Origin of the sequence: Bacillus sp. SJS, assembly GCF_000732485.2 — a bacterium.
Lineage (GTDB): Bacteria > Bacillota > Bacilli > Bacillales > Bacillaceae > Metabacillus_B > Metabacillus_B sediminis.
Genome location: NZ_JAQV02000024.1, coordinates 152,713 through 173,584 on the forward strand (window position 1 = coordinate 152,713; position 20,872 = coordinate 173,584).

Below are 20,872 nucleotides of genomic sequence, written 5' to 3' on the forward strand. Positions count from 1 at the left end.
TTCCTCCCAGACTAAATGATAAACTCAGGCTTCTTCTGCTCAAGCGTCGGAGGAGCAGTTCCAACGGGTTTCCCTGTCTCGATATCCAAAAACGGTGCCGTTTCATTAAACCAGCTGTCCGGTGCTTTCGTTCCCCAGAACGTTTGCCGTCTCGGATCGTTTAAATCCCAGCGAATCGGCTTGAAATCAGGGTCGCTTGTTAAATAGTCTCCGCTGTACAGCTCGATCCGGTAGCCATCTGGATCCCTTAAGTATAGGAAGAAGGCGTTCGATAATCCGTGGCGCCCCGGACCGCGTTCGATGCTTGCAGCATACCCAAGAGATGCCAGCACATCGCAGCAATGAATGATCGCCATCGGATCCGGCAGCCAATAGCCAATGTGATGGAGACAAGGTCCCTCCCCATTCATAAAAGCCTGGTCATGAACCGTTTGCTTGCGGTGCAGCCATGCTGCCCAAATCCGATCCTGATCGGCCGCGGTATATTCCGAGCATGCAAACCCGAGTTCATTTACAAAGAAGCTAAACGCTTTTTCCACATCCGGAACACTGCAGTTGACGTGGTCAATGCGCTGTATTTTCGCTCCTTTATAAAGATCGTATCGCTGCAGCATTCTCTCAGCCGCATCCATTTTGCAGAAAAATTCGAGCGGCATGCCGGAAATATCATGAACATGAAGGGCTCTTCCAAGTGCATGCTGGGTCCCTTCCTCCATCCATTTAGTTTTCAGCCCTTTCGATTGGAACAATGCCTGAAGGCGATCCAGGTCTTCATTCGACCCCACCTTGTATCCAAGAGCATGAACACCGTACTGTTCAGATTTTTTCAGGACAAGGCTGTGGTGGGTATGCTCTTCCAAGCCTCTTAAGTAAATGGCCTCATCTGTCCGCTCTGTCTCAATGAATCCAAGTGCGTTCACATAAAACTTCCGGGAACGGTCGAGGTCCTTTACATTTAAAACTGTTCTGGCAACTCGAATAATGTTAAAGTCCGTCAATGACGATCCCTCTTTTCATCCATTATTTTTGATCAGTTCCTCTGATCGGTCCAGGAATGCTTTTACCCGGTCGACATGCTCCTGCTTGTCATATCCGGTGTAGAGGGCGCTTGCCATCCTGACCGGATCGCCGAAGAAAAAGCGCTCGTACAGCGTTTGCCTTGAGCCGAATGAGCTCATGCAAACGTCCCATGCAAGGCGGTACAGCTTGACGCGGCTTTCTGCATCACCAGTTGCAGACTGCAGGTATTTATCCAGGTCAGGACGGATTGCCGATTGGAAATCTGCTTGAGAAGGAAGAGCCATCAGCCCGCTTGCCCCCATAAGCTGCATAATTTCTGTGAACCGCGGATAAATTTTCGGAAAATAATTGCGCGCTGCGTTCAGCGGAGCGAAATCCGGCGTCATCGTGCCCCAGCGGTCAAGGTTTGCATTGGCCTCTGATGCCGTAACATACGCTTTCATCGTCTCAAGAGCGATGATGACCTCCGAAATTTTTTCCTGAATATGCTGATACTGTCCAATGTTGATCGTCTCAGCCATAAGCTGCAAAATGCCGAGAACGAACTCCGTTTTTGCAATGTTTTTCGCTACAACCTGATGCGTCATATGAACGACGGCGCTGCTCTCGTTATATGCCTGATTGCACACCGACACATCACCGAGGGAGAATACTCTGTCCCACGGAACGGTGACGTCATCAAAAACGACGATTGTATCCATCTCCTCAAAACGTGAGCCCAGCGGATGATCGAAGCTTGTTTTTCCATAGTCGAAGGATTCGCGGCAAATGAATTTCAGGCCAGGCGTGTTGTTTGGAATACAAAAGGCGTAGGCATACGGATTTTCTTCCTCCGACTGCTTAAGCAGCGTAGAAGGAAAAACCATGATTTCATCGGTAATTCCGCCTTGGGTTGCAAGCAGTCTTGCTCCTTTAATGACAACACCATCCGGAGTTTTCTCTTTTATTCTTGCTGCAATAAACGGATCCGGCAGCTGGGACGCATTGACTGCCCGGTTGACCTGCGGCTGAATGAGCGTATGGGTGAGAGATAAATCGTTCTCGCGGGCGTATTCATAGTAATTCTTCATATTTTTTGCATACATCGGATCCTGGCTGCCGAACATTTCGGATGCCGCTCCATATGCCATAAGGCCAGCGTTAATGTAATCAGGCGAACGCCCCATCATTCCCCCGTTATACCGGGCCCACTCCTGCATCATTCGGCGTCGCATCACAAGCTCTTCCTTTGTGGAAGGCTTCATAAAGGATGTGCCAACCCGTTCTCCGCTAGATGGCGACACATATGTCATATAATCCTTCTTTTCGGAATCAAGCTGCATATCATATAGCTCAGCCTGTGATTTCATGACTCCTTTAAAAGCCGGATGCTCAGAGATGCTGCCTTTAACCTGCTCCCCATCAATCCAGATTTCCGCCTGCGCTTTGTCCACGCGTTCAATATACTGTTTTCCCGTTTTTGCCGGCATGCTTAACTCCCCTTTCTTTTTCCGAATTGCGGAATGTGATGATCGCCAAGTGCGACGTGAATAACTTTTGGCTCGCAGTAAAACTCCAGCATCGCATAATGACCGCCTTCTCTTCCAATCCCGCTTGATTTCATCCCTCCGAAAGGAATGCGGAGATCGCGTACATTTTGCGAATTTACCCAGAGCATTCCTGCCTCTACCGCCTGTGCAACCCGGTGTCCCCGCTTCAAATCATTTGTCCACACGTAACCTGCCAAGCCATACGGAACATCATTTGCAAGCTCAACCGCCTCTTCCTCTGTCTCAAATTCAATCACAGACATGACCGGCCCGAAGATCTCTTCCTGGCACACTCTCATATCATTGCGTGCGTTCAGGAGCAAGGTTGGCGGCACGAAATTTCCTGCTTTGAGCTCCTCCGGTATTTCCCCCTGGAAAACCGTGCAGCCTTCTTCTTTCGCTAAATCAATGTAATCGCGTACCTTGCGGCAATGCGCTTTATCAATAAGCGGTCCAAGCTGAGTTCCCATGTCCAGCGGGTCGCCGACTACAAGATTTTGGACACGCTCTTTCAGCTTTGCAATAAAAGATTCTTTAATGTTCTTTTGCAAAAATAAGCGGGAGTTCGCTGTGCATCGTTCTCCATTAAAAGAAAAAATTCCCCAAACCGCCGCGTCCAGCGCCCTTTCCTGGTCCGCATCGTCAAAAACGATAAGAGGAGACTTTCCGCCAAGCTCCATCGATGTTTTTTTCAGGCTGTCGGCTGCATTTTTTATGATGATTGATCCAGTCTTTGTCTCCCCTGTGAACGAGATGGCCTTCACATCAGGATGAGCGACAAGCGCGGCCCCGGCTGTTTCTCCAAATCCATGTACGACGTTAAAAACGCCTGGAGGAAGCTCTGCTTTATGAATAATCTCTGCAAGTTTATTGGCGGTAAGCGGAGAAAGCTCTGCTGGTTTCAAAATGACGGTATTTCCGGTAGCAAGCGCCGGTGCGACCTTCCATGTTTCCAGCATGAACGGTGCATTCCACGGTGTAATTAGACCGATTGGACCAAGGGGTTTATACACGGTGTAGTTTATAAACTCATCGTCTGCCGCATACGATTCTCCATGCAGCTTCGTCTGAACCATCCGTGAATAAAACCGGAAGTTCTCCGCCGCCCTTGCCGTCATTTTTCTTGTCTGGCTGATGGGCAGGCCGGTATCAAGCGATTCCAAATAAGCAATCTCCTCAATTTCCTCATCAATCAGTGCGGCAATCCGCTCAATGAACTTCATCCGTTTCTCTATTTTCATGGAGCCCCACTGAACAAAGGCACGTTTAGCAGAAGCGACGGCTTGATCGATTTCCTCCTTCCGTCCCTCTGCTACTTCATTCATTCTGTCATTCTTATACGGATTGATATTTTCAAAAGTCTGATCCGAATTCAGAAATGCCCCGTTTATATACTGCATAACAGGCTGAAGCAGTTTATGCTCTGCAGCCGTCTTATTGGATTGTGTCTGCATATTTACCCTCCTGTTTTCTTAAAGCGTTCCTGCCTCTTCGGGAAGTTCTACGTACATTTTCAGTACTTCCCGGATCTCATCCTGAAGCTGTTTTGTTGGAAGATCCATCGGCATGCGGAGCACCGGCTTAATTTTGTGCATCATTCCAAGGGCAGCTTTGAGCGGTGCCGGATTTGTGTCTTTGAACAAAACATCATTCAGCGGCATCAGCTCATAATGCAGATTAATGGCGCGGGTAATATCGCCTTCATTCCAGGCGTTGTATACATCCGCCACCTTTTTCGGCTCAACGTTTGCCGTGGCACTGATGTAGCCGGCTCCGCCAATGGCAAGCATCGGATAGCAAAGCAATTCAATGCCTGAGTAAAGAAGAAAATCTCTTCCGCACTCTAAAAGCACACGGTTCACATGTTCGAAATCCTTATTGGATTCCTTTGCTCCAATAATGTTCGGCACCTCTTTTGCCAGCCGGGCCATCGTTTTCACTTCCAGGTTCACCGCTGTCCGGCCCGGAATATTGTAGATGATGACTGGGATCTCTACAGATTCAGCCACCGTTTTAAAATATTTGTAAAGAGCGTGCTGGGAAGGCTTATTATAATAAGGAACGATGACCATCGCTGCATCTGCACCAAGCTCCTGAGCCTTTTTCGTTAAATAAAGCGTTTCTTCATAATTTGCCGATCCCGTTCCCGGTACGAAAGGAACCTGTTTGTTGACCGCCTTTGCTGCGATTCCCATCACCTGAACGCGTTCCTCTACAGTCAAAGAACTCGGTTCACCCGTCGTCCCCGTCACAGAAATTCCATGGCTGCCGCTCTCGATATGCCAATGAATCAGTTTTTCAAGAGTTTGAAAATCAATCGATCCATCCTCGTGGAACGGTGTAATAATCGGGGCGATGGATCCTCTTAATCTCTTTTTTACATCCTCATATCCAGTCACATGCACTCTCTCCTTTTTGTAAGAACTATCATCCGATCTAATTTGTTTTCAAACAAAACTTGAAAACGCTTACAAAATTAATCTAACATGTGCTACCATATATGGAAAATACATAAAAGATAGCGTATCGATACAAAAAACGTATGGATAGGGTGAGTGGTTTGGATCTAAAACAGCTCCGGTATTTTTGTATCATCGCAGAAGAAGGCCAAGTGACACGTGCTGCAAAAAAACTGCACATGGCCCAGCCTCCGCTAAGCTACCAGCTAAAGTCGCTCGAGGAAGAACTCGGTGTTTTACTGATGGAAAGGAACGGCAAAAAAATGGAACTGACCGAAGCCGGAACCATTCTTTACGAACGGGCCAACTCACTTCTGCTCCAAATGGAAGCCGCTGTATCCGAGGTGAAAGAGGCAGGTGAAGGCTTATCCGGCCTGCTTTCCATCGGCTGTGTAAAAACTGGCTTCTCCTATATCCCCGAGCGGATTCGCTTTTTTCGGGAACAGTATCCGAACGTCTCGTTCAGACTGCATGAAGGAGATTCCTACCGGCTGGCAGAGGATGTGCGAAACCGAAGCATTGAACTGGCTCTCGTCCGCCTCCCTCTTGACCTGAACGATTTTGACTGCCTCCCACTCTCCAAAGATCCTTTCGCTGCAATCGTACCTGAGCATTTGGAAATGAACAGCACCATTGATATGGCGGATCTTTCCGAGCTGCCGCTTATGCTGCTTCACCGGGTCAGCGGAATCGGGCTGTTTGAGTTAGTAGTGAACGCGTTTCAAAAGCACGGTTTAAAACCGGCCATCGTTTGCCAATGCCCTGATGCAGCGATGCTGATGGCACTCGTCAGAGAAGGCGTCGGCGTTGCCATTCTGCCCGAGTCCACACTCCGATCCTTTCCAAATAGCGGACTGAAGGCTGTTCCTATAAGAAACAGTGAACTTCTATCAGACTGTGCGCTGATTTGGCTGAAGGACCGGTATTTATCGAAGAAAGCGGTGCGGTTTCGGGAGACGTTTTTGGGGGAGGGGGGGAACTGAGCGGGGTGGCGCCTGGTCTAATATCCCTGTCTGAAAACTCTTGGTTTGCACTGACCCCCAACACAGCACCGTATCGGGGGACAGAGGAAGACTTCGCTAAAGATACGGAGGACAAGAGCTGGCAGTGATCGGGGACGGAGATTTAGTGTGGTAGAGAAATGGGGGTCAGTGCATTGCACTGACCCCCAACACAGCACCGCATCGGGGGACAAAGGAAGACTTCGCTAAAGATACGGAGGACAAGAGCTTGCAGTGAGCGGGGACGGAGATTTAGTGCGTTAGAGAAGCGGGGGTCAGTGCACAACAATAAAAAAACACACCCAAAATCAGGTGTGTTTTACATTCCTCTCATACGCATCAAACAATTCCTTCACTAAACCCCATTAATCCGCATCCCTGACAAATCACTTTGCTGAATCTCCACCTCTTGCAGATTACACTCCACAAATCGGCTTCCTTTCAGGTCACAACGTTCAAATGTGACAGACGGCTGATTCTCATCAAGGCTCGTATCCTTAAACTGAACCCCGCCCATCGTTACATGGTCGATCCGACTGCCGGACATATTCAAATCAGCCAGCAGACTGTTTCTGAAATTGATATTTTGAAACTTGGACTGGCTCAGATTGCAATTGCTGAAATGGCTGTTCATCACATTGCTGCTGCTGATGGAGCTGCCGGCTATATTCACTTTAAAGAAGTCGCTTTCGTCCATCCCGCAGCTTTCATATTGAGTGCCTGAGAGATCACGATTTTGTACTTTTTCGGTTTCATCATTCGTATTTGTCCGCTTCTCATAGCAAAACTCATCTTCGGATTCATACACTCTATTAAAACCTGCTTTTTCATAAAAATAATGATTATTCAGCTGCCTGCTGGACGTTTCCAGCTCCCAGGAAGTGACCTTCGGGTACGCCTCTTCTGCCAATTTAAGCGCAATCGATCCAATCCCTCTCCCCTGTAAGGAAGGGCTTACAAAAATACGGTCGATTCTCGCGTGCAAATTGCCTGCGAGTGTCATAATCAATCCGCCTGCTATCTTTTCATCTTCGAGGATTTTGTAATAGACTAAATCCCGAATACTGTACTCCGTCATATGAATGGACTGATATCCTGGCGGCTGGATATTGTAATCTATGATTTCATCCTCTTCACAAAGCCATTTCTTTGCTTCTTCATTAAAGGTTTCCTTCATGATGCTTGTCAGGGTTTCAGCGTCCGATAAGGAAGCTCTTTTTATCGTTATGTTGGACATATTTCTCTTAATCTCCCTATTATGTATTATGATTCATTCCATCTGCCCATGAGAATAGTGCTGTAGAATTTGCCGTCTGATAAAAGCTTATCCTTTTTTAAAATACCTTCTGTTTCAAATCCCAGTCTGCTATAAATCTTTATCGCCCGGTCATTCGTTTCCAGTACCTTTAAATTCATTTTCTTTATTCCAATGGAGTCTGCCCAGGTAATCGATTCTTTTAATAGATTCACGCCAATCCCATACCCCCAGAAATCCATCAGTACGCCCACTCCAAATTCTGCTTTATGCGAGGATCTTTTCAATTGATTTCCTTCACACCTCGAAAATCCCACAATTTCTCCATCCACTTCGGCAACTAAAAACAAATGGCTCGGCATTTCCGTATCAGTCTTAATCAGCCGTTCAAAGCCTGTTTCATCAATAAATCCCTCTCCCTCCTCCCTGTCTAAATTTTCTGTTTCTCCATCAATGCGGGCTCTTACTTTGGACAGCATCCTTGCGTCACTATTTACGGCAGACCTGATTGAATATTCAAGGTCCTTCACTTTAAATGTTCGATTCTTATTCTTCACGGGATTCTCCTATCTTGATTTGTTCACATCTTCTCTATCCATATTAAGGGAGTTACGATTAATCGGGCAATATTTTCTTTGGTAAGGGGCAACTCTATACTATTTCAGCTTTTTCTAATGATTAAAGCAGTCATTCCATTTACGATTACTCCAAATAAAAAAGCATAAGAAAAGTACATGCTGGATATGACCAGCACTTATCCTTATGCATCCAGAAAAAACGGCAGCAGAAAGACAAGAATTCCTGCTCCAAGAAGGATCAAAGCCGGAAGAAAACGATATTTCACTGAAATTTCCAATGTTACCTAGATAAAAATCATAATTAAGAAGATAGGTAAAATAAAACTAAAGATTGTGTTCATTTAATCTTCCTATCTCCATACCTCATTCCTATTTTACCATTTCCTTCTAAACACAAAGAATCATTTTCCTATTTTCATATTGACGCGCTGTTAAAATCCTCTATAATTCAAACTAATTCAATACGAAAACTCTTTTATCAAGAGCAGGCGGAGGGACAAGCCCTATGAAGCCCGGCAACCGGTTGACCATGGTCAATACGGTGCTAATTCTTGCAGCGTTTACGCTGACAGATAAGAGAGAGGGATCCCTTTGTGTGCAAAGCCTCTTTCTTATCCGGAAAGAGGCTTTTCTGTGTTGTAAAACCTTTAGGAGGAAAGAAATGAACAAGAAGCCGATTTTATCCGTTTTACTGAGCGCAAGTTTATTGGGAAGCCTTCTTCCCGCTCAAGCACTGGCCGGGGAGACCGGAAGAAAGCAGAGTCTTTTCAATTCCGAACAATATGACTACATAACGTATGATGCTCTTAATGGGAAATTAGAGTCCTTTGAAAAGCAAAGCAGCCGTGTTCAATTGGACATTACAGGAAAATCTTCCACCGGCAAAAATTTATACACGGTCACTATTTCTGACAGCAAGTCTAAGGAAAGTGAACTTAAGTACAAGGGATTACGGAAGCTCATGAGAGAAAATCCGGAAAAAGCGCAGCGCTACCTGAAAGCAAATCCGGATATTAAGCCCCCGATTTTAATTCACGCGTCTATTCATGGAACCGAATTTGTCGGTACAGATGCAGCACTCCGGTTAATTGAACGGTATGGATTTAAGAACGATCAGGAAACGAGGGAGATTTTGAAGAACTTCACCCTGATTATCAATGTGGACGCGAATCCTGACGGACGTGTCGATGCTACCCGCTTTAATGGAAACGGGATTGATCTAAACCGTGATTTCGTGACACAGTCCCAGCTTGAAACGCAGGCTGCAGTAAAGCAAATCGCCGAGCTTAACCCTCTCGTACTTCTTGACCTTCACGGATATGTCAGACAGCGTGGAGAAGCAAAGCATCCAGGACTGATTCTTCCGGGTACACCCCCTCATAACCCGAATTATGAATATGATTTGCTTTATAAGTGGATGAATCAGCAGGCAGAAGCGATGGAATCGAATATTGTCAGCGAAAAAGATAACTATGAGACCGAATTGTACAAAACACTGGAAGGCACTCACATCCCATTAAGAGATTCAAAATCCGGCTGGGATGTCTACCCTCCCATTTACACTCCCGCTTATGCCATGCTTCATGGCGGCCTTGGCTATACATTGGAAGCACCAACGAATGATTGGGATGGTGTGAAATGGCAGGTTGATGCTGTGAATGGCGCCCTGAAATTCGCTTTACAGAATAAGCAGGCAATGCTTCATGACCAGCTTGAAGTTTTTGACCGCGGAGTAAAGGGTGAGCATCCGAACAATAAAGATGGCTTCTATCCTGACAGCTACATCATCCCGGAAAATAAAAAAGATAACAGCGCTGTGCAAAAGGTGGTCCATCATTTACTTAAAAATGATGTGAAAGTGGAGCAAGCGGCTAAACCATTTCGCGCAGATGGAAAGCGCTATGAAAAAGGGACCTATATTATCGATCTTAACCAGCCAAAGGCAGGTCTGGCTAACGCTTTTCTATGGGACGGAGAGGATATTACAAACGAAATTGATGCCATGTATGATATTTCCGCCTGGAATCTCTCTGAACTTTGGGGCTTTGATGCCATCCAAAGTAAAGAAGATTTGACCGTCCAAACAAAAGAAGTTCGGGCGGAAAGTGTCCGCGGAAAGCTGATTGGCAAAGGACCCTACTTGATTCCGAATACATCTGTAAATGCAGTTCGCCTTGTTAACTCTCTCATTGATCAGGGCGTTTCCGTCAAAAAAGATAACGAAGGAAATTTTTATGCTGAGGGAAAAGGAAAAGAGATTCAGAGAACTGTTCAGGCTTCCGGATTAACCATACGGACAAAAGCAGCCCCTAAAGAAGCAATCCCTCTTAAAAAACACAGGGTTGCCATTTTAAAGGATGGCGGCATGGGCAAAGTCCAGTCCCATTCAGGCACAAAGCTCGCACTCGAACGACTTGGATTTCAAGTATCTGAGGTTCATCCGAGAGATGTAGCCAATAATGGATTAAATGGATTTGATACCTTTATTTACAGCGGAAGCGCAAGCCTTACATCCTATAAGCTCAGTGAAGCAAATAAGGAATTCGGCTTAACTGGCGAAGATGAACTTATAAAGTTTAATGAACAGATCAAGCAGTTTGTCGAACAGAACGGCCATTTTATCGCGATTGGTGCAGGCGGTTCGCAGGCAGCTAAAGCTGCAGGATTGACGGAAGTGGAGATTAATAAAGGCTTTTCCAGCAGCAACGGAATTGTAAAAGTGGATTATCTCCCTTCCCCTCTCACAGCCGGGTACAGCAAAAACGATGCTGGTTTCGTATATGGTCCTGTTTGGTATTCAAATACAGAAGGCACAAACATTGCCGCCTCTTTTGTAAACAATGACTCCTTTTTTACCGCCGGCCACTGGAAAGACCGGTTACCGGCTAAAGGCCAGCCAGTCATCGTGCAGGAAAAAGACAAGCCGGTTACATTAATCGGCATTGAAGCAGGCTTTAGAAACCATACGGATTATTTATTCAGGCTGATTTCAAATGCCGTATTTGAGAAAGAATAGACAGGAGAGAGCATCGGATACCGGTGCTCTTTTTAATGGAATAATATGATAGAATACGGGTAAAACGGCAAACATAGAGGAGATTCAATGGAAAAAGAAAAAACCATCAGTTCAAAATACATCCAGCAGCATCTGGCAAATGAACGGACGTATCTCGCCTGGGTGAGAACGGCTATCGCCATCATAGGGATTGGGTTTTTAATAACCAATCTCCACTTCAGCTTTATGGACAAAGCATCTCCTGAAGCGAATACGCTGACCATCATCATAGGTCTATTTTCCATTATCTGCGGATTTTCTCTCATTCTGTTTTCTACATTCGATTATCGAAGGAAAACAAAGCAAATTGACGAGCAGACCTTTCGTCCTTCACGCCATATTGTCACTTGGGTTTCCGCTTTGCTTGTCATCATTATTTTGATTTTTTCCCTTTATTTCTTTTTAATTTTTTAGCTCTACTCGTTGCAGGAGGATCATGTTTTTATTCAGTTCATTAAGGGGGAAACGTTATGTCTGCTCAAGTATTAATTACAGGAGCTGGCCCTACCGGTCTGGTGCTCGCCCTTCGTCTGGCCAAGCACGGGATTTCGTTCCGGATTATTGATCAAAACAAAGGACCTGGTGAATCCTCCCGCGCTCTTGTCGTTCATGCGAGGACACTGGAATTTTACCATCAGCTGGGCTTTGCTGATGAGGTCATTCAACTAGGAATCAAAATGAAATCCGTCCACCTTCTTGAAAACGGACAGGAAAAGGCTGAGCTGGAGCTGGCTGATTTAGGAGAAGGTTTAAGCCCTTATCCGTTTATCCTTAGTCTCGCTCAGGATGTTCACGAACAATTTTTAGTTAAGAAACTGCAAGAGCAAGGCATTGAAGTGGAATGGGAAACAGAGCTCCTCTCCTTTACGGACCATGGAGATGAGGTGGAGGCTGTCATCCGCAAAAACGGACAGACAGAATGTGCTCGTTTTGACTACATATGCGGCTGCGACGGAGCCCACAGTACGGTCCGGAAAACCCTGAACTTCAACTTCCCCGGCGGGACATATGAAGAGCTGTTTTATGTAGCGGATGTAAAAGCAGCCGATGACGGGATTGAAAAAGACGGATTTTACATGTTCATTGATCATGGCGGATTTTGTGCATTTATCCCGGTCCGCACAACCGGGATGAGGAGAGTCGTTGGAATTGTACCGAAAGAAATGAGAAATTCACAGGATCTTTCCTTTCAAAACCTACGGCCTATCGCTGAAAAACAAGTTGGTTTATCTATTCTCGATGTGAACTGGTTCTCCACCTATCGGGTTCATCATCGCGTCAGTGAACATTTCCGCAAAGGCAGAGCGTTTATCGCCGGAGATGCCGGCCATATCCACAGTCCCGCTGGGGGTCAGGGAATGAACACCGGAATTGGGGACGCCGTCAATCTCTCCTGGAAGCTCGCCGCCGTCCTGCAAGGAAAAGCAGATCCGGATATTTTAGACACGTACGAATCCGAGCGGATCGCTTTCGCACGGCTGCTCGTTTCCACTACCGACAGGGCCTTCCAGCCACTGGTCGGCAGAGGCATTCAAAGTAAGCTAATCCGCAAGGTCCTCTTCCCTATTGTTATACCAGCTCTGCTTAAGGTATCGAATGCACGTAAAAGAGCGTTTAACCTGCTCTCTCAAACCCGTATTCATTACAGAGGCAGCAAGATAAGCGATGGTAAAGCAGGAAACATCCATGGCGGGGACAGGCTGCCATGGATCAAGACAGAAAGCGGGGATAACTATGAACCCCTGAAGTCGATGGAATGGCAGATACATGTGTACGGGGAGGCAAGCCGAAATCTGCGGGAATTTGCCGTTGAAAAAGATATTGAGCTGATAGAGTTTGAGTGGAATTCCGAGATGGCGAAGGCTGGATTTGAAAAGGATGCGGTCTATTGGGTAAGGCCGGATGGACATGTGGGGTTTGCTTTTGGGAGGGATCAGGATAGAGAGGTTCGGGACTTTATTTTATAGTAATGGTTTTTGTAAAACAAGGTAAAGTCAACAAGTAAGACCACCATTTGAGCTGTGACGGCGATTAGGCTGGTCTTTCTTATTCCGATTCTGATTAAAGCCTTCCCTTTTTCAAGGTGACACTTACGTATAAACCCAAAATTTATTATATTCTCAAGTATAAGAGGGAGGGTTGTTCAACCTTAAATGGAATAGTACATGGCAAGTAGCTTTTTCAGGAATTGAAATAATGAATGATTTCAAAGCCCACATAGTCTCTTTTCTCTGGATATTTACTTCGATAATAACAATCCCAGTAACTCACGACTTGACTTTCTATTGTATTGTAGAATCTTTTATTTTCTGAAATGAAAGACTTTATCTCCCGCTTATCAAGATGATTTATATTATCTTTTATCACTTCTAGGATTTCTAATACATATTCTCCTGTAAGCCGGATTAAATAAGGAACATTCCAATTATAGGTACTTGTTTGATCCATCATTTTTCTAACATGATTCTCTCTAATAAAACCATTTTCATGCCTTGTAAACAGGCAATTTAATATTGCTTGCTGTCTGTCAGTTAATAAACTGTAAGACGATAGATATGGCTCATTATAGTAAATTCGTTCAGGAATAAATAACTTAGATCCCCTAAAATTAACCTTGAAGCAGTGAGAAAAGCGTAACTTATTAGTTGCTTCAAGCACACTTAACACTTTGCTGACATCTTCTTCTAGTTCAGCTGGAAATGCTTTAAATAATTCATATTTCTTATCAATCATATCCGCACCAACTTTTTAAGGGCATTGTTTTTTAGAGTTTAAAATAAAAATAGAGCTGCTTCAAAAAAGCAACTCCATTTCCATATGATCTGGGAGGGATTCGAACCCCCGACCCCCACGCTGTCAACGTGATGTTCTCCCACTGAACTACCAGATCGCGATATGTAATTGTGCCCGCCCTTCAGCTGACTTTCTCTATTATATTTCTCCGCCCCTGCCCTGTCAATAACTTATCCAAATAAATCGTCTTCTCTGAGCCCTTTTGCTACAATGAGTCTATCAATAACGAGGAGGAACTTTAGATGACGGTTAAGATTCAGGTGTTTTCAGATTTTGTATGCCCTTTCTGTTTTATTGGAGAGGAGCCGCTTCGGCAGGCGGTGGAAGGAAAGGATGTCGAGGTAGAGTTTATGCCGTTTGAGCTTCGTCCTTATCCGATGGAGGGAATGTCTCCGAATAGCGATTATATTCAGCAGGCATACAAGCAGTCGGTTCAGCCGCTGGCACAGCGGTTTGGGGTTCAGATGGAGCTTCCGATGGATTTGGATCCTGTGCCGCATACGCATCTTGCGCATCAGGGCTATCAGTTTGCAAAGGAGCATGGTGTGGGTCAGGCTTATGTGGATGCGGTGTTTAAGGCTTATTGGCAGGAGGGGCAAAACATTGGAGATGTTACCGTTCTGACGGGCATTGTCCGCGAGCTTGGCTTAAATGAAGCCGCTTTTCAGGATGCGATTACTGGCGGCACGTATGTACAGGATCACAAAGAGGCATTGAATTTGGCAAAAAATGCTGAAGTTCAAGCGGTTCCGACCTTTATAATTGGGAACCAAAAGCTTCAGGGTCTTCATTCAAAGGAATCCATTGAACAGGTAATTGAAGATGAGGCGAACGGCGGTATGTTCGAGGGAGCCTCTTGCGGACCTGAAGGCTGCTGAACTTTTTAATAGGGAGTGATTTAAAATGGCTAAAACAGAAGCTTTTACAGATGCCATCTATGACGCGATTGATGAGGTAACTGGTGTACAGGACGGCAAGCAATGGATTGTGACCCGGTCAGGGAAGCTTGGAATTAAAAGCCATCTCACGGAAATTGAGAACGAGTTTGATGCGAGTTTTCAGGAATTTGAAGCATGGCTGACAGATCTTCTCTCAGCAAAAAAACCTCCTGCCTCTTTAGAAGCGATAACCTTTTCGCTCTATGAGACGGCTGACACGATCAGCTTGTATGTGGCAGGATCAGAAGAATGGGATGAGGAGGGCGACTGGGCGCTGGCAAAGGATTATGCACCGCTGTCAGTCGAGCCTTATTTTCCGGTCTATAAGCCAATTTATCAGCTATTAGAGGATCATCTACCTGCTGGTTTATTTTTAGGTGCGGCGACGATGATTATTTTTGTGAAAGAGTTCGTATCGAAGCATGCGGAGCTTTTTCCGGATGGTGTAATTCTTGGAGCCGGATTTGACGGCGGAGATGTGTATGACTTTATGGAATTGAATTAACCGAAATGACTGCCGCTCTGGCAGTCTTTTTCTTTTCGCTTTCCCCCTTGCTTCTATTCTGCTTTTGCTATAAAGTGGATAAAATATCCTTTTAAAGGGGGAGCAGACAATGAAGAAAAAAGCCGCACTCCTCTTAACCTCAACCGGGATCTCCAATCTCGGAGACTGGATCTATTTCATCCCCTTGAACATGATGGTTTACAGCATGACGGGTTCTGCTGCCGCAGTAGCCGGGCTTTACATGATCCGTCCGCTGGCTGGCATAATGACTTCCTTTTGGGCTGGAAGTTTAATAGACCGGTATTCTCAGAGGAACCTGATGATGGGGCTCGATTTGATAAGGGCGATCCTCGTTTTGCTTTTATTAGCCGCTCCTTCCCTTCCTGTTATTTACGCTCTCGTCTTTTTCATCTGTATGGCGGATGCGTTTTATGATCCTGCTGCAGCAGCTTATACAGTCAGGCTGATTCCATCTAAAGACCGTCAAGTTTTTAACTCCTATAAGAGCCTCGTCTGGTCCGGTTCATTTATACTCGGTCCCGCTCTTGCCGGACTGCTGTTTATGACCGGTCGGCCGGAATTTGCGTTTTTTTCTAACTCTTTATCCTTTGTTCTTTCTGCAATTCTTCTCTTTCGGTTGCCCGATCTCAGAACGGAGGAGCATTCTTCTGAAAAAAGAATTTCTTTTTCCGTTTTGGCAGAGGATTGGCGAATAGTCATGAGATATATGAAATCCGAAAGCTATGTGATGACTGTATATCTCCTCTTTAACGGACTCATGATGATGGCGGCCGCTCTCGACTCCCAGGAAGTGGTGTTTTCCCGGGAAATCCTGAAGCTCTCTGACAGCGTTTATGGTCTGCTTGTTAGTATTTCCGGCGTAGGATTACTGATTGGATCTTTTATTAATCGGTTAGCTGTAAAGAAACTGTCTCCATCCGTACTGATCGCCAGCGGAGGCTTGATGATTGCTGTAGGCTATCTCGTGTACTCCCTCTCCTCCACGTTTATAATGGCAGCCATCGGGTTTTTCATTCTCGCCTTCTTTATGGCGTTTGCGAACACCGGGATCTGGACGTTTTATCAGGATCACGTTCCGGCAGACATCATGGGACGGGTCGGAAGTGCGCTAGGCATGGTGATCTCGCTCATTCAAGTGATTTTTGTATCTGGAATTGGACTTGCTGGGGATTGGTTTCCTTTGAGAATCGTGATTATTTCGGGGGCAGGTGTTATGGTGCTCCTCTCCCTGCTCCTGTTCACAGCGGCAATGAAGCCTTTTTCACACATGCCCCAACTGGGAAAGCAGCTTAATAAAAGTGATGTGAGGTGAGAACATGACATTTTTAATCACGATTATTCTGATTGTATTCTTATATGATTTCACCAAATTAAGACAGCAAAACAAAGAAATCATTGAACAAAATGACAAAATCATCTCCGTGCTGGAGGAAATAAACAAGAAGGAAAAAATGTAAAAACCGCGGTGATCGTAACCGCGGTTTTCCCTTTTCATCATTACGTATCAATTACTGTATCCACCGCAAGCGTATTTGTTGCAGTAGAGGCAGACGTAACATTGCTGAAATTCAGGTACTCCAGCACGACTGGTGCTCCGAGCAGAATGGATGCACGGATGAGTAGATTGTTCGCTGATAATGTAGAGAGGCCCCCCTGCTGCAGAACCCCATTTACGTAGACATTTACCACCGTTTCGGTATTTGGAACCGGCAGTCCGCCTGCGGCCAAACTATTCCCATTGTCATCCCGAAACGATGTCGCAGGGATGGTAGTATTGCCGCCTAAAATCATAAGGGCCGTCACGTTGGCTGCATACCGGGAAGCGATCGGAGCAACATCTGTAACCGTGCTCACATTTACATCCCCGCTTACCGTATTGGAAGCAGAAAGGACGAGTTTAATCAATTCAGCTGGCATCTAAATCCTTCTTTCTTAATGAAGTTTGACAAACTGAATAATAATGGCTGTCCCATCTAGAGGAACATCTCGTGTTTTGAGCGTAAAAAGGCCTTTTTGAACTTCATAATTATGCTCCGGCTGCAGAACAGCATTAATAAAGACATTCAGATAGGAAACATCTTTTGGGTCGAGAATCTCTGTATTGCTGTATGGGAGCAGCGCATCTGCATTTGTGTAATGCAGGCTCTTCCCATTGGAGAGTGCATAGTAAGCAAGAACCTCCGTCTTTCTTGGCAGCCTTTTGCGAATGAAGCCGGAAGCAATCTTAGGAATCATGGTCAGCGGCGGATTCAACCCTTCTCTCCCCCTTCAGCGTTTTTCTATCTGCTGCTATTTTATTTTCCATTGAATAAAAGGGTTCTTACGTCGAACCTGCTGAATAAACTATTCCGGCAAGCAAATGGTATAATTACCCATGCAAAAATAATAGAGAGGGCGACGAATGATACATTATTAAGATATATCTTTATTTCAGATCTGGCAGCCAGAGGTTCTTGATCCTCACTCGAATAATAGCACCCGCGGCCTTATTCCAAGCAATTCCAAATACATATGCAGCTGGGCTCTGTGATGGTATATGTGACCCAGGATTTCAAGAAGCCATTCATATCTGGAGTAGCCTGTCCCCCAATAAGAGATTTTTTCCTCCATCAGCTCTGCTTCACTGAAGGAATAAAAAGCTTCTTTCAGCGCATTAAAATTCTTATAGAGCTCGGTTCCCGCATTTTCTGCTCTTCTAAATGGATGAGAGAGATAATAGTCCGCCATCTCATCCTTCGAGGCTTCTTCCATAATTAAATAATCCGCGCGGTAGAGAAGGGATAGATGATTCAGCAGTTCACCAAGGGATCTCTTATTTTCTAGATAGCTCCAATTTAAATCACTCTCTTCTGCTAAAATGGCCATTTCTATAATAGAACGATTTGCAACTTCAAGCTGGCTAAAGATGGAACTTAATAGAATTCGTTGATGCATCTCTGTTCACCTGTCGATCTTTTTGGGATTTATTACAATGATCAAAAATTTAGTGCCTGACCCTTAATGCTTTACCGCAGCAGGGGTCAGAGGGATAGGTTCTCGATCCTATCCGCCGCAAGACTTCGCAAGTTTGGTGCCGGAGCTTTAGTCCGGTAAAATTTAAGGGGACTGGCACTGTGCCAGTCCCCACATTCTTCACCGCAGCAGGGGACAAAGACTGTTCTCTGCCAGCCCTTGCCGCAGTATGGTTGAAGCCATATGGTGCCGAAGCTTTACTTCTTTAGCAGAGTAGGGGTCAGACACTTCCATACCCGATTTCACCCTTTTAAGATTATGAATCTAACACCGCCAAAACCGGTTCCACCTTTATCAGAGCGGCAACAACAACACCCGCCCCTTTATCTCCGCCCGCTTCCCTGAACACGCGCGTACTGCAGCGGCTTTGTTTTTGGCAGCAAATCCAGAGCTGACCCAAAGTCCTGAATCAGGTCCTCTGCTTTCTCAAGACCCACACTGACACGGAGCAGTCCGTCTGTAATTCCTCTTGCGTACCGCTCTTCCCTCGGCATTGCTGCATGTGACATTTTAGCCGGATATGAAAGAATCGTTTCTACGGCGCCAAGGCTGACGGCAAAAACCGGAAGCTGAACGTTTTGGACGAGCTTTCGAACGGCATCTTCATCTGACAGTCTGAATGAGAGCACGGCACCCGGTCCGTCTGCCTGATAGCGCTGTACGGAACAGCCGGGGTGGAAGGAAAGACCCGGATAATAGACTTCCTCTACGGCCGGATGCCTTGATAGGAAGGCGGCCAGCTTAAGGGCAGATTCGGTCGATTGCTTTAAACGGACGTGAAGGGTTTTCAACCCCCTTAATACGAGCCAGGAATCCTGTGCTCCAAGTATAGCTCCAAATGAATTTTGCAGTTTGTAAAGCTGGTTTCCCAGTTCTTCGTCATTCACAGCCGCGAGCCCCGCCACGACATCACTGTGGCCTGCCAAAAATTTCGTTGCACTGTGAAGCACAACGTCTACTCCTAAATTGAGCGGACGCTGAAGTGCCGGTGTCAGAAAAGTATTATCCAGAAACGTTAAACAGTTATTAGCTTTCGCAAGTTTAACAATCCCTTGGATATCGGTAATTTTAAGCAGCGGATTAGAGGGTGTTTCTAAATAAATCACTTTTGTATTCGGACGAATTTTAGACGCTACATTGTGCAGATCGGTCATATCCACAAATGTATATTCAATTCCAAACCGGCTCAAAACCTCTGTCACCATCCGGTACGTACCGCCGTAGACATCCTCCGTCACGAGGACATGATCTCCTTTTGATAATAAAAGAAAGGCTGTAGAGATTGCGCTCATACCCGATGAAAATGCAAATCCTCTCGTTCCCCCTTCAAGATCGGCAATTGCTTTTTCAAGTACTTCCCTAGTCGGGTTGCCTGAACGGGCGTAATCATATTTTCCGAACTGATCAAAATCAGACTGATGGAAGGTGGACGATAAGTGGACCGGAACGCTTACCCCTCCTGTTTCTTTATCCGTCTTATGGCTATTGTGCAGCAGCTTCGTCTGGATGGACCAATCAGTATTGCTCAATTTTTTCCTCCTCCTTCACAGCCTGGAATGCCTGATGCAAATCAGCTTTGAGATCTTCTGCGTGCTCGATTCCTACCGAGAAACGCAGAAGCCGATTACAGACACCGTTTGCCGTACGTATTTCTTCTGGTATATCCATATGCGTCTGAGTGGCTGGATACGTCATCAAACTCTCAACCCCGCCAAGACTTTCTGCGAACGTAATCGTCTTCAAATTTTTCAGGAATGGATTCACCCATTCCTCTTTCGCGACCCGGAACGACAGCATGCCCCCTCTTCCCGGATACAGTACATCACTTACTTCCGGGACTTCTTCTAAAAATTCGGCTATATCAGCTGCATTCTGTTCATGCTGCCTCATCCGAAGTGCCAGTGTTTTTAATCCCCGGATTAAAAGCCATGAATCAAACGGAGCGAGAACGGCGCCGATTGCATTGTGATGGGAAGCAAGCTCCGCACAAAGTTCCTTACCTTTTGCCACAACGATTCCAGCAAGGAGATCATTATGTCCTCCGAGATATTTAGTTGCACTGTGAATGACGATATCAGCTCCGCTCTTTAATGGCTGCTGGATGACAGGAGTATAGAATGTATTATCCACAATCAGCAGCAGGCCGTGGCGCTTCGCTACTTCTGCAACTGCTGCAATATCCACCTCCTGCATAAGCGGATTCGTTGGAGTTTCCAGAAAGATCGCCTTCGTATTCGGAAGGATCCTAGCCTCTGTACTCACAGGATCTGCAAATGAATCATATTGGAATGTCAGTCCATACTTACGCCATTCCTGTTCAAACAGCCTGTAGGTTCCTCCGTAAATATCGGATGAGGCAATAATGTCATCTCCGGTTTTAAATAGCGCCATAATGGTCTGAATGGCTCCCATCCCTGAGCTGAAGGCAAACCCCTGATTTCCGCCTTCTAAGTCCGCCAAAGCCTTTTCAGCGATGGCACGTGTCGGATTGCCGGTTCGTATGTAATCAAAACCGGTCGATTCCCCGATTCCTGAATGACGGTAAGCTGTCGTTAAATAAATGGGAGGATTAACGGCGCCTGTCGTCTGTTCACTTCGGTTGCCGATTTGGGCTAAGATCGTTTCTGTATGTTTTGTCATTTTACACCCTCGCTTCTGCAGATTAAGAATACAAAAAAGCCTTCCCCTAAAATAAGAAGAAGGCTT

General features: G+C 45.7%; 20 protein-coding genes, 1 tRNA gene and 1 riboswitch. Of the genes, 8 read left to right on the forward strand and 13 right to left on the reverse strand.

Going from position 1 to position 20,872, the window contains the following annotated elements; all coding sequences use genetic code 11:
* Positions 1-11 precede the first annotated feature (11 nt).
* The 4 genes from hpaD to hpaI are packed head-to-tail and all read right to left on the reverse strand — an operon-like array spanning position 12 to position 4,948.
* A complete protein-coding gene (hpaD, locus tag AS29_RS15260) occupies positions 12-998 on the reverse strand; it encodes a 3,4-dihydroxyphenylacetate 2,3-dioxygenase (protein ID WP_035409174.1) in 987 nt (328 codons plus the stop codon).
* A 15-nt stretch (positions 999-1,013) separates the two neighbouring features.
* Positions 1,014-2,489: a 4-hydroxyphenylacetate 3-monooxygenase, oxygenase component gene (hpaB, locus tag AS29_RS15265; protein WP_035409176.1), complete on the reverse strand. Its 1,476-nt coding sequence runs from the start codon at positions 2,487-2,489 to the stop codon at positions 1,014-1,016.
* A 2-nt stretch (positions 2,490-2,491) separates the two neighbouring features.
* Complete coding sequence (gene hpaE, locus AS29_RS15270; RefSeq protein ID WP_035409178.1) at positions 2,492-4,003, reverse strand: 5-carboxymethyl-2-hydroxymuconate semialdehyde dehydrogenase; 1,512 nt, start codon at positions 4,001-4,003, stop codon at positions 2,492-2,494.
* Positions 4,004-4,021: 18 nt separating this feature from the next.
* Positions 4,022-4,948 carry a 2,4-dihydroxyhept-2-ene-1,7-dioic acid aldolase gene (gene hpaI / locus AS29_RS15275; protein WP_035409179.1) on the reverse strand — a complete coding sequence of 309 codons (927 nt, stop codon included), beginning with the start codon at positions 4,946-4,948 and terminating at the stop codon, positions 4,022-4,024.
* A gap of 161 nt (positions 4,949-5,109) precedes the next feature.
* Between hpaI and AS29_RS15280 the strand changes: the two genes are divergently transcribed.
* Positions 5,110-5,991 (forward strand): LysR family transcriptional regulator, encoded by an 882-nt coding sequence (locus AS29_RS15280; protein WP_035409181.1) that lies wholly within the window; start codon positions 5,110-5,112, stop codon positions 5,989-5,991.
* Between the two features lie 373 nt (positions 5,992-6,364).
* Here AS29_RS15280 and AS29_RS15285 read toward each other — a convergent pair whose 3' ends face one another.
* Positions 6,365-7,246: a GNAT family N-acetyltransferase gene (locus AS29_RS15285; RefSeq protein ID WP_035409358.1), complete on the reverse strand. Its 882-nt coding sequence runs from the start codon at positions 7,244-7,246 to the stop codon at positions 6,365-6,367.
* 26 nt (positions 7,247-7,272) lie between these two features.
* Positions 7,273-7,821: a GNAT family N-acetyltransferase gene (locus tag AS29_RS15290; RefSeq protein WP_035409183.1), complete on the reverse strand. Its 549-nt coding sequence runs from the start codon at positions 7,819-7,821 to the stop codon at positions 7,273-7,275.
* 493 nt (positions 7,822-8,314) lie between these two features.
* Positions 8,315-8,421: riboswitch (SAM riboswitch) on the forward strand.
* A gap of 82 nt (positions 8,422-8,503) precedes the next feature.
* Here AS29_RS15290 and AS29_RS15295 point away from each other — a divergent pair.
* The 3 genes from AS29_RS15295 to AS29_RS15305 all read left to right on the forward strand — a co-directional run bounded on the left by AS29_RS15295 (position 8,504) and on the right by AS29_RS15305 (position 12,864).
* The gene (locus AS29_RS15295) at positions 8,504-10,858 is read left to right on the forward strand and encodes a M14 family zinc carboxypeptidase (RefSeq protein WP_035409360.1); all 2,355 of its coding nucleotides are present in this window, start codon (positions 8,504-8,506) and stop codon (positions 10,856-10,858) included.
* 87 nt (positions 10,859-10,945) lie between these two features.
* Positions 10,946-11,311 carry a YidH family protein gene (locus tag AS29_RS15300; RefSeq protein ID WP_035409185.1) on the forward strand — a complete coding sequence of 122 codons (366 nt, stop codon included), beginning with the start codon at positions 10,946-10,948 and terminating at the stop codon, positions 11,309-11,311.
* 56 nt (positions 11,312-11,367) lie between these two features.
* Complete coding sequence (locus tag AS29_RS15305; protein WP_035409187.1) at positions 11,368-12,864, forward strand: FAD-dependent monooxygenase; 1,497 nt, start codon at positions 11,368-11,370, stop codon at positions 12,862-12,864.
* A 214-nt stretch (positions 12,865-13,078) separates the two neighbouring features.
* On the opposite strand, the gene AS29_RS15310 is transcribed toward AS29_RS15305, so the two are convergent.
* Positions 13,079-13,630 (reverse strand): hypothetical protein, encoded by a 552-nt coding sequence (locus tag AS29_RS15310; protein ID WP_051860728.1) that lies wholly within the window; start codon positions 13,628-13,630, stop codon positions 13,079-13,081.
* Between the two features lie 85 nt (positions 13,631-13,715).
* A tRNA-Val gene (locus AS29_RS15315) sits at positions 13,716-13,787 on the reverse strand.
* A 145-nt stretch (positions 13,788-13,932) separates the two neighbouring features.
* On the opposite strand from AS29_RS15315, the gene AS29_RS15320 reads away from it, so the two are divergent.
* From AS29_RS15320 to AS29_RS21645, 4 genes are all read left to right on the forward strand, one after another.
* Positions 13,933-14,568: a DsbA family oxidoreductase gene (locus tag AS29_RS15320; RefSeq protein WP_035409189.1), complete on the forward strand. Its 636-nt coding sequence runs from the start codon at positions 13,933-13,935 to the stop codon at positions 14,566-14,568.
* A 25-nt stretch (positions 14,569-14,593) separates the two neighbouring features.
* The gene (locus AS29_RS15325) at positions 14,594-15,133 is read left to right on the forward strand and encodes a hypothetical protein (RefSeq protein WP_035409191.1); all 540 of its coding nucleotides are present in this window, start codon (positions 14,594-14,596) and stop codon (positions 15,131-15,133) included.
* 109 nt (positions 15,134-15,242) lie between these two features.
* Positions 15,243-16,466, forward strand: coding sequence for an MFS transporter (locus tag AS29_RS15330; protein WP_051860729.1), 1,224 nt, complete (start codon positions 15,243-15,245; stop codon positions 16,464-16,466).
* A gap of 4 nt (positions 16,467-16,470) precedes the next feature.
* On the forward strand, positions 16,471-16,611 hold the full coding sequence (locus AS29_RS21645; protein ID WP_197491619.1) for a hypothetical protein: 141 nt from the start codon (positions 16,471-16,473) through the stop codon (positions 16,609-16,611).
* Positions 16,612-16,651: 40 nt separating this feature from the next.
* Here AS29_RS21645 and AS29_RS15335 read toward each other — a convergent pair whose 3' ends face one another.
* From AS29_RS15335 to AS29_RS15355, 5 genes are all read right to left on the reverse strand, one after another.
* The gene (locus AS29_RS15335; protein WP_035409193.1) at positions 16,652-17,071 is read right to left on the reverse strand and encodes a DUF4183 domain-containing protein; all 420 of its coding nucleotides are present in this window, start codon (positions 17,069-17,071) and stop codon (positions 16,652-16,654) included.
* Positions 17,072-17,086: 15 nt separating this feature from the next.
* Positions 17,087-17,407, reverse strand: coding sequence for a DUF4183 domain-containing protein (locus tag AS29_RS15340; RefSeq protein WP_051860730.1), 321 nt, complete (start codon positions 17,405-17,407; stop codon positions 17,087-17,089).
* A gap of 207 nt (positions 17,408-17,614) precedes the next feature.
* Positions 17,615-18,088, reverse strand: a complete 474-nt coding sequence (locus AS29_RS15345) for a DinB family protein (protein WP_051860731.1) — start codon at positions 18,086-18,088, stop codon at positions 17,615-17,617.
* A gap of 401 nt (positions 18,089-18,489) precedes the next feature.
* Positions 18,490-19,695, reverse strand: a complete 1,206-nt coding sequence (gene metC / locus AS29_RS15350; protein WP_035409196.1) for a cystathionine beta-lyase — start codon at positions 19,693-19,695, stop codon at positions 18,490-18,492.
* Positions 19,682-20,806, reverse strand: a complete 1,125-nt coding sequence (locus AS29_RS15355; protein ID WP_035409198.1) for a methionine biosynthesis PLP-dependent protein — start codon at positions 20,804-20,806, stop codon at positions 19,682-19,684. Before AS29_RS15355 ends, metC begins: the two co-directional genes overlap by 14 nt.
* Positions 20,807-20,872 lie beyond the last annotated feature (66 nt).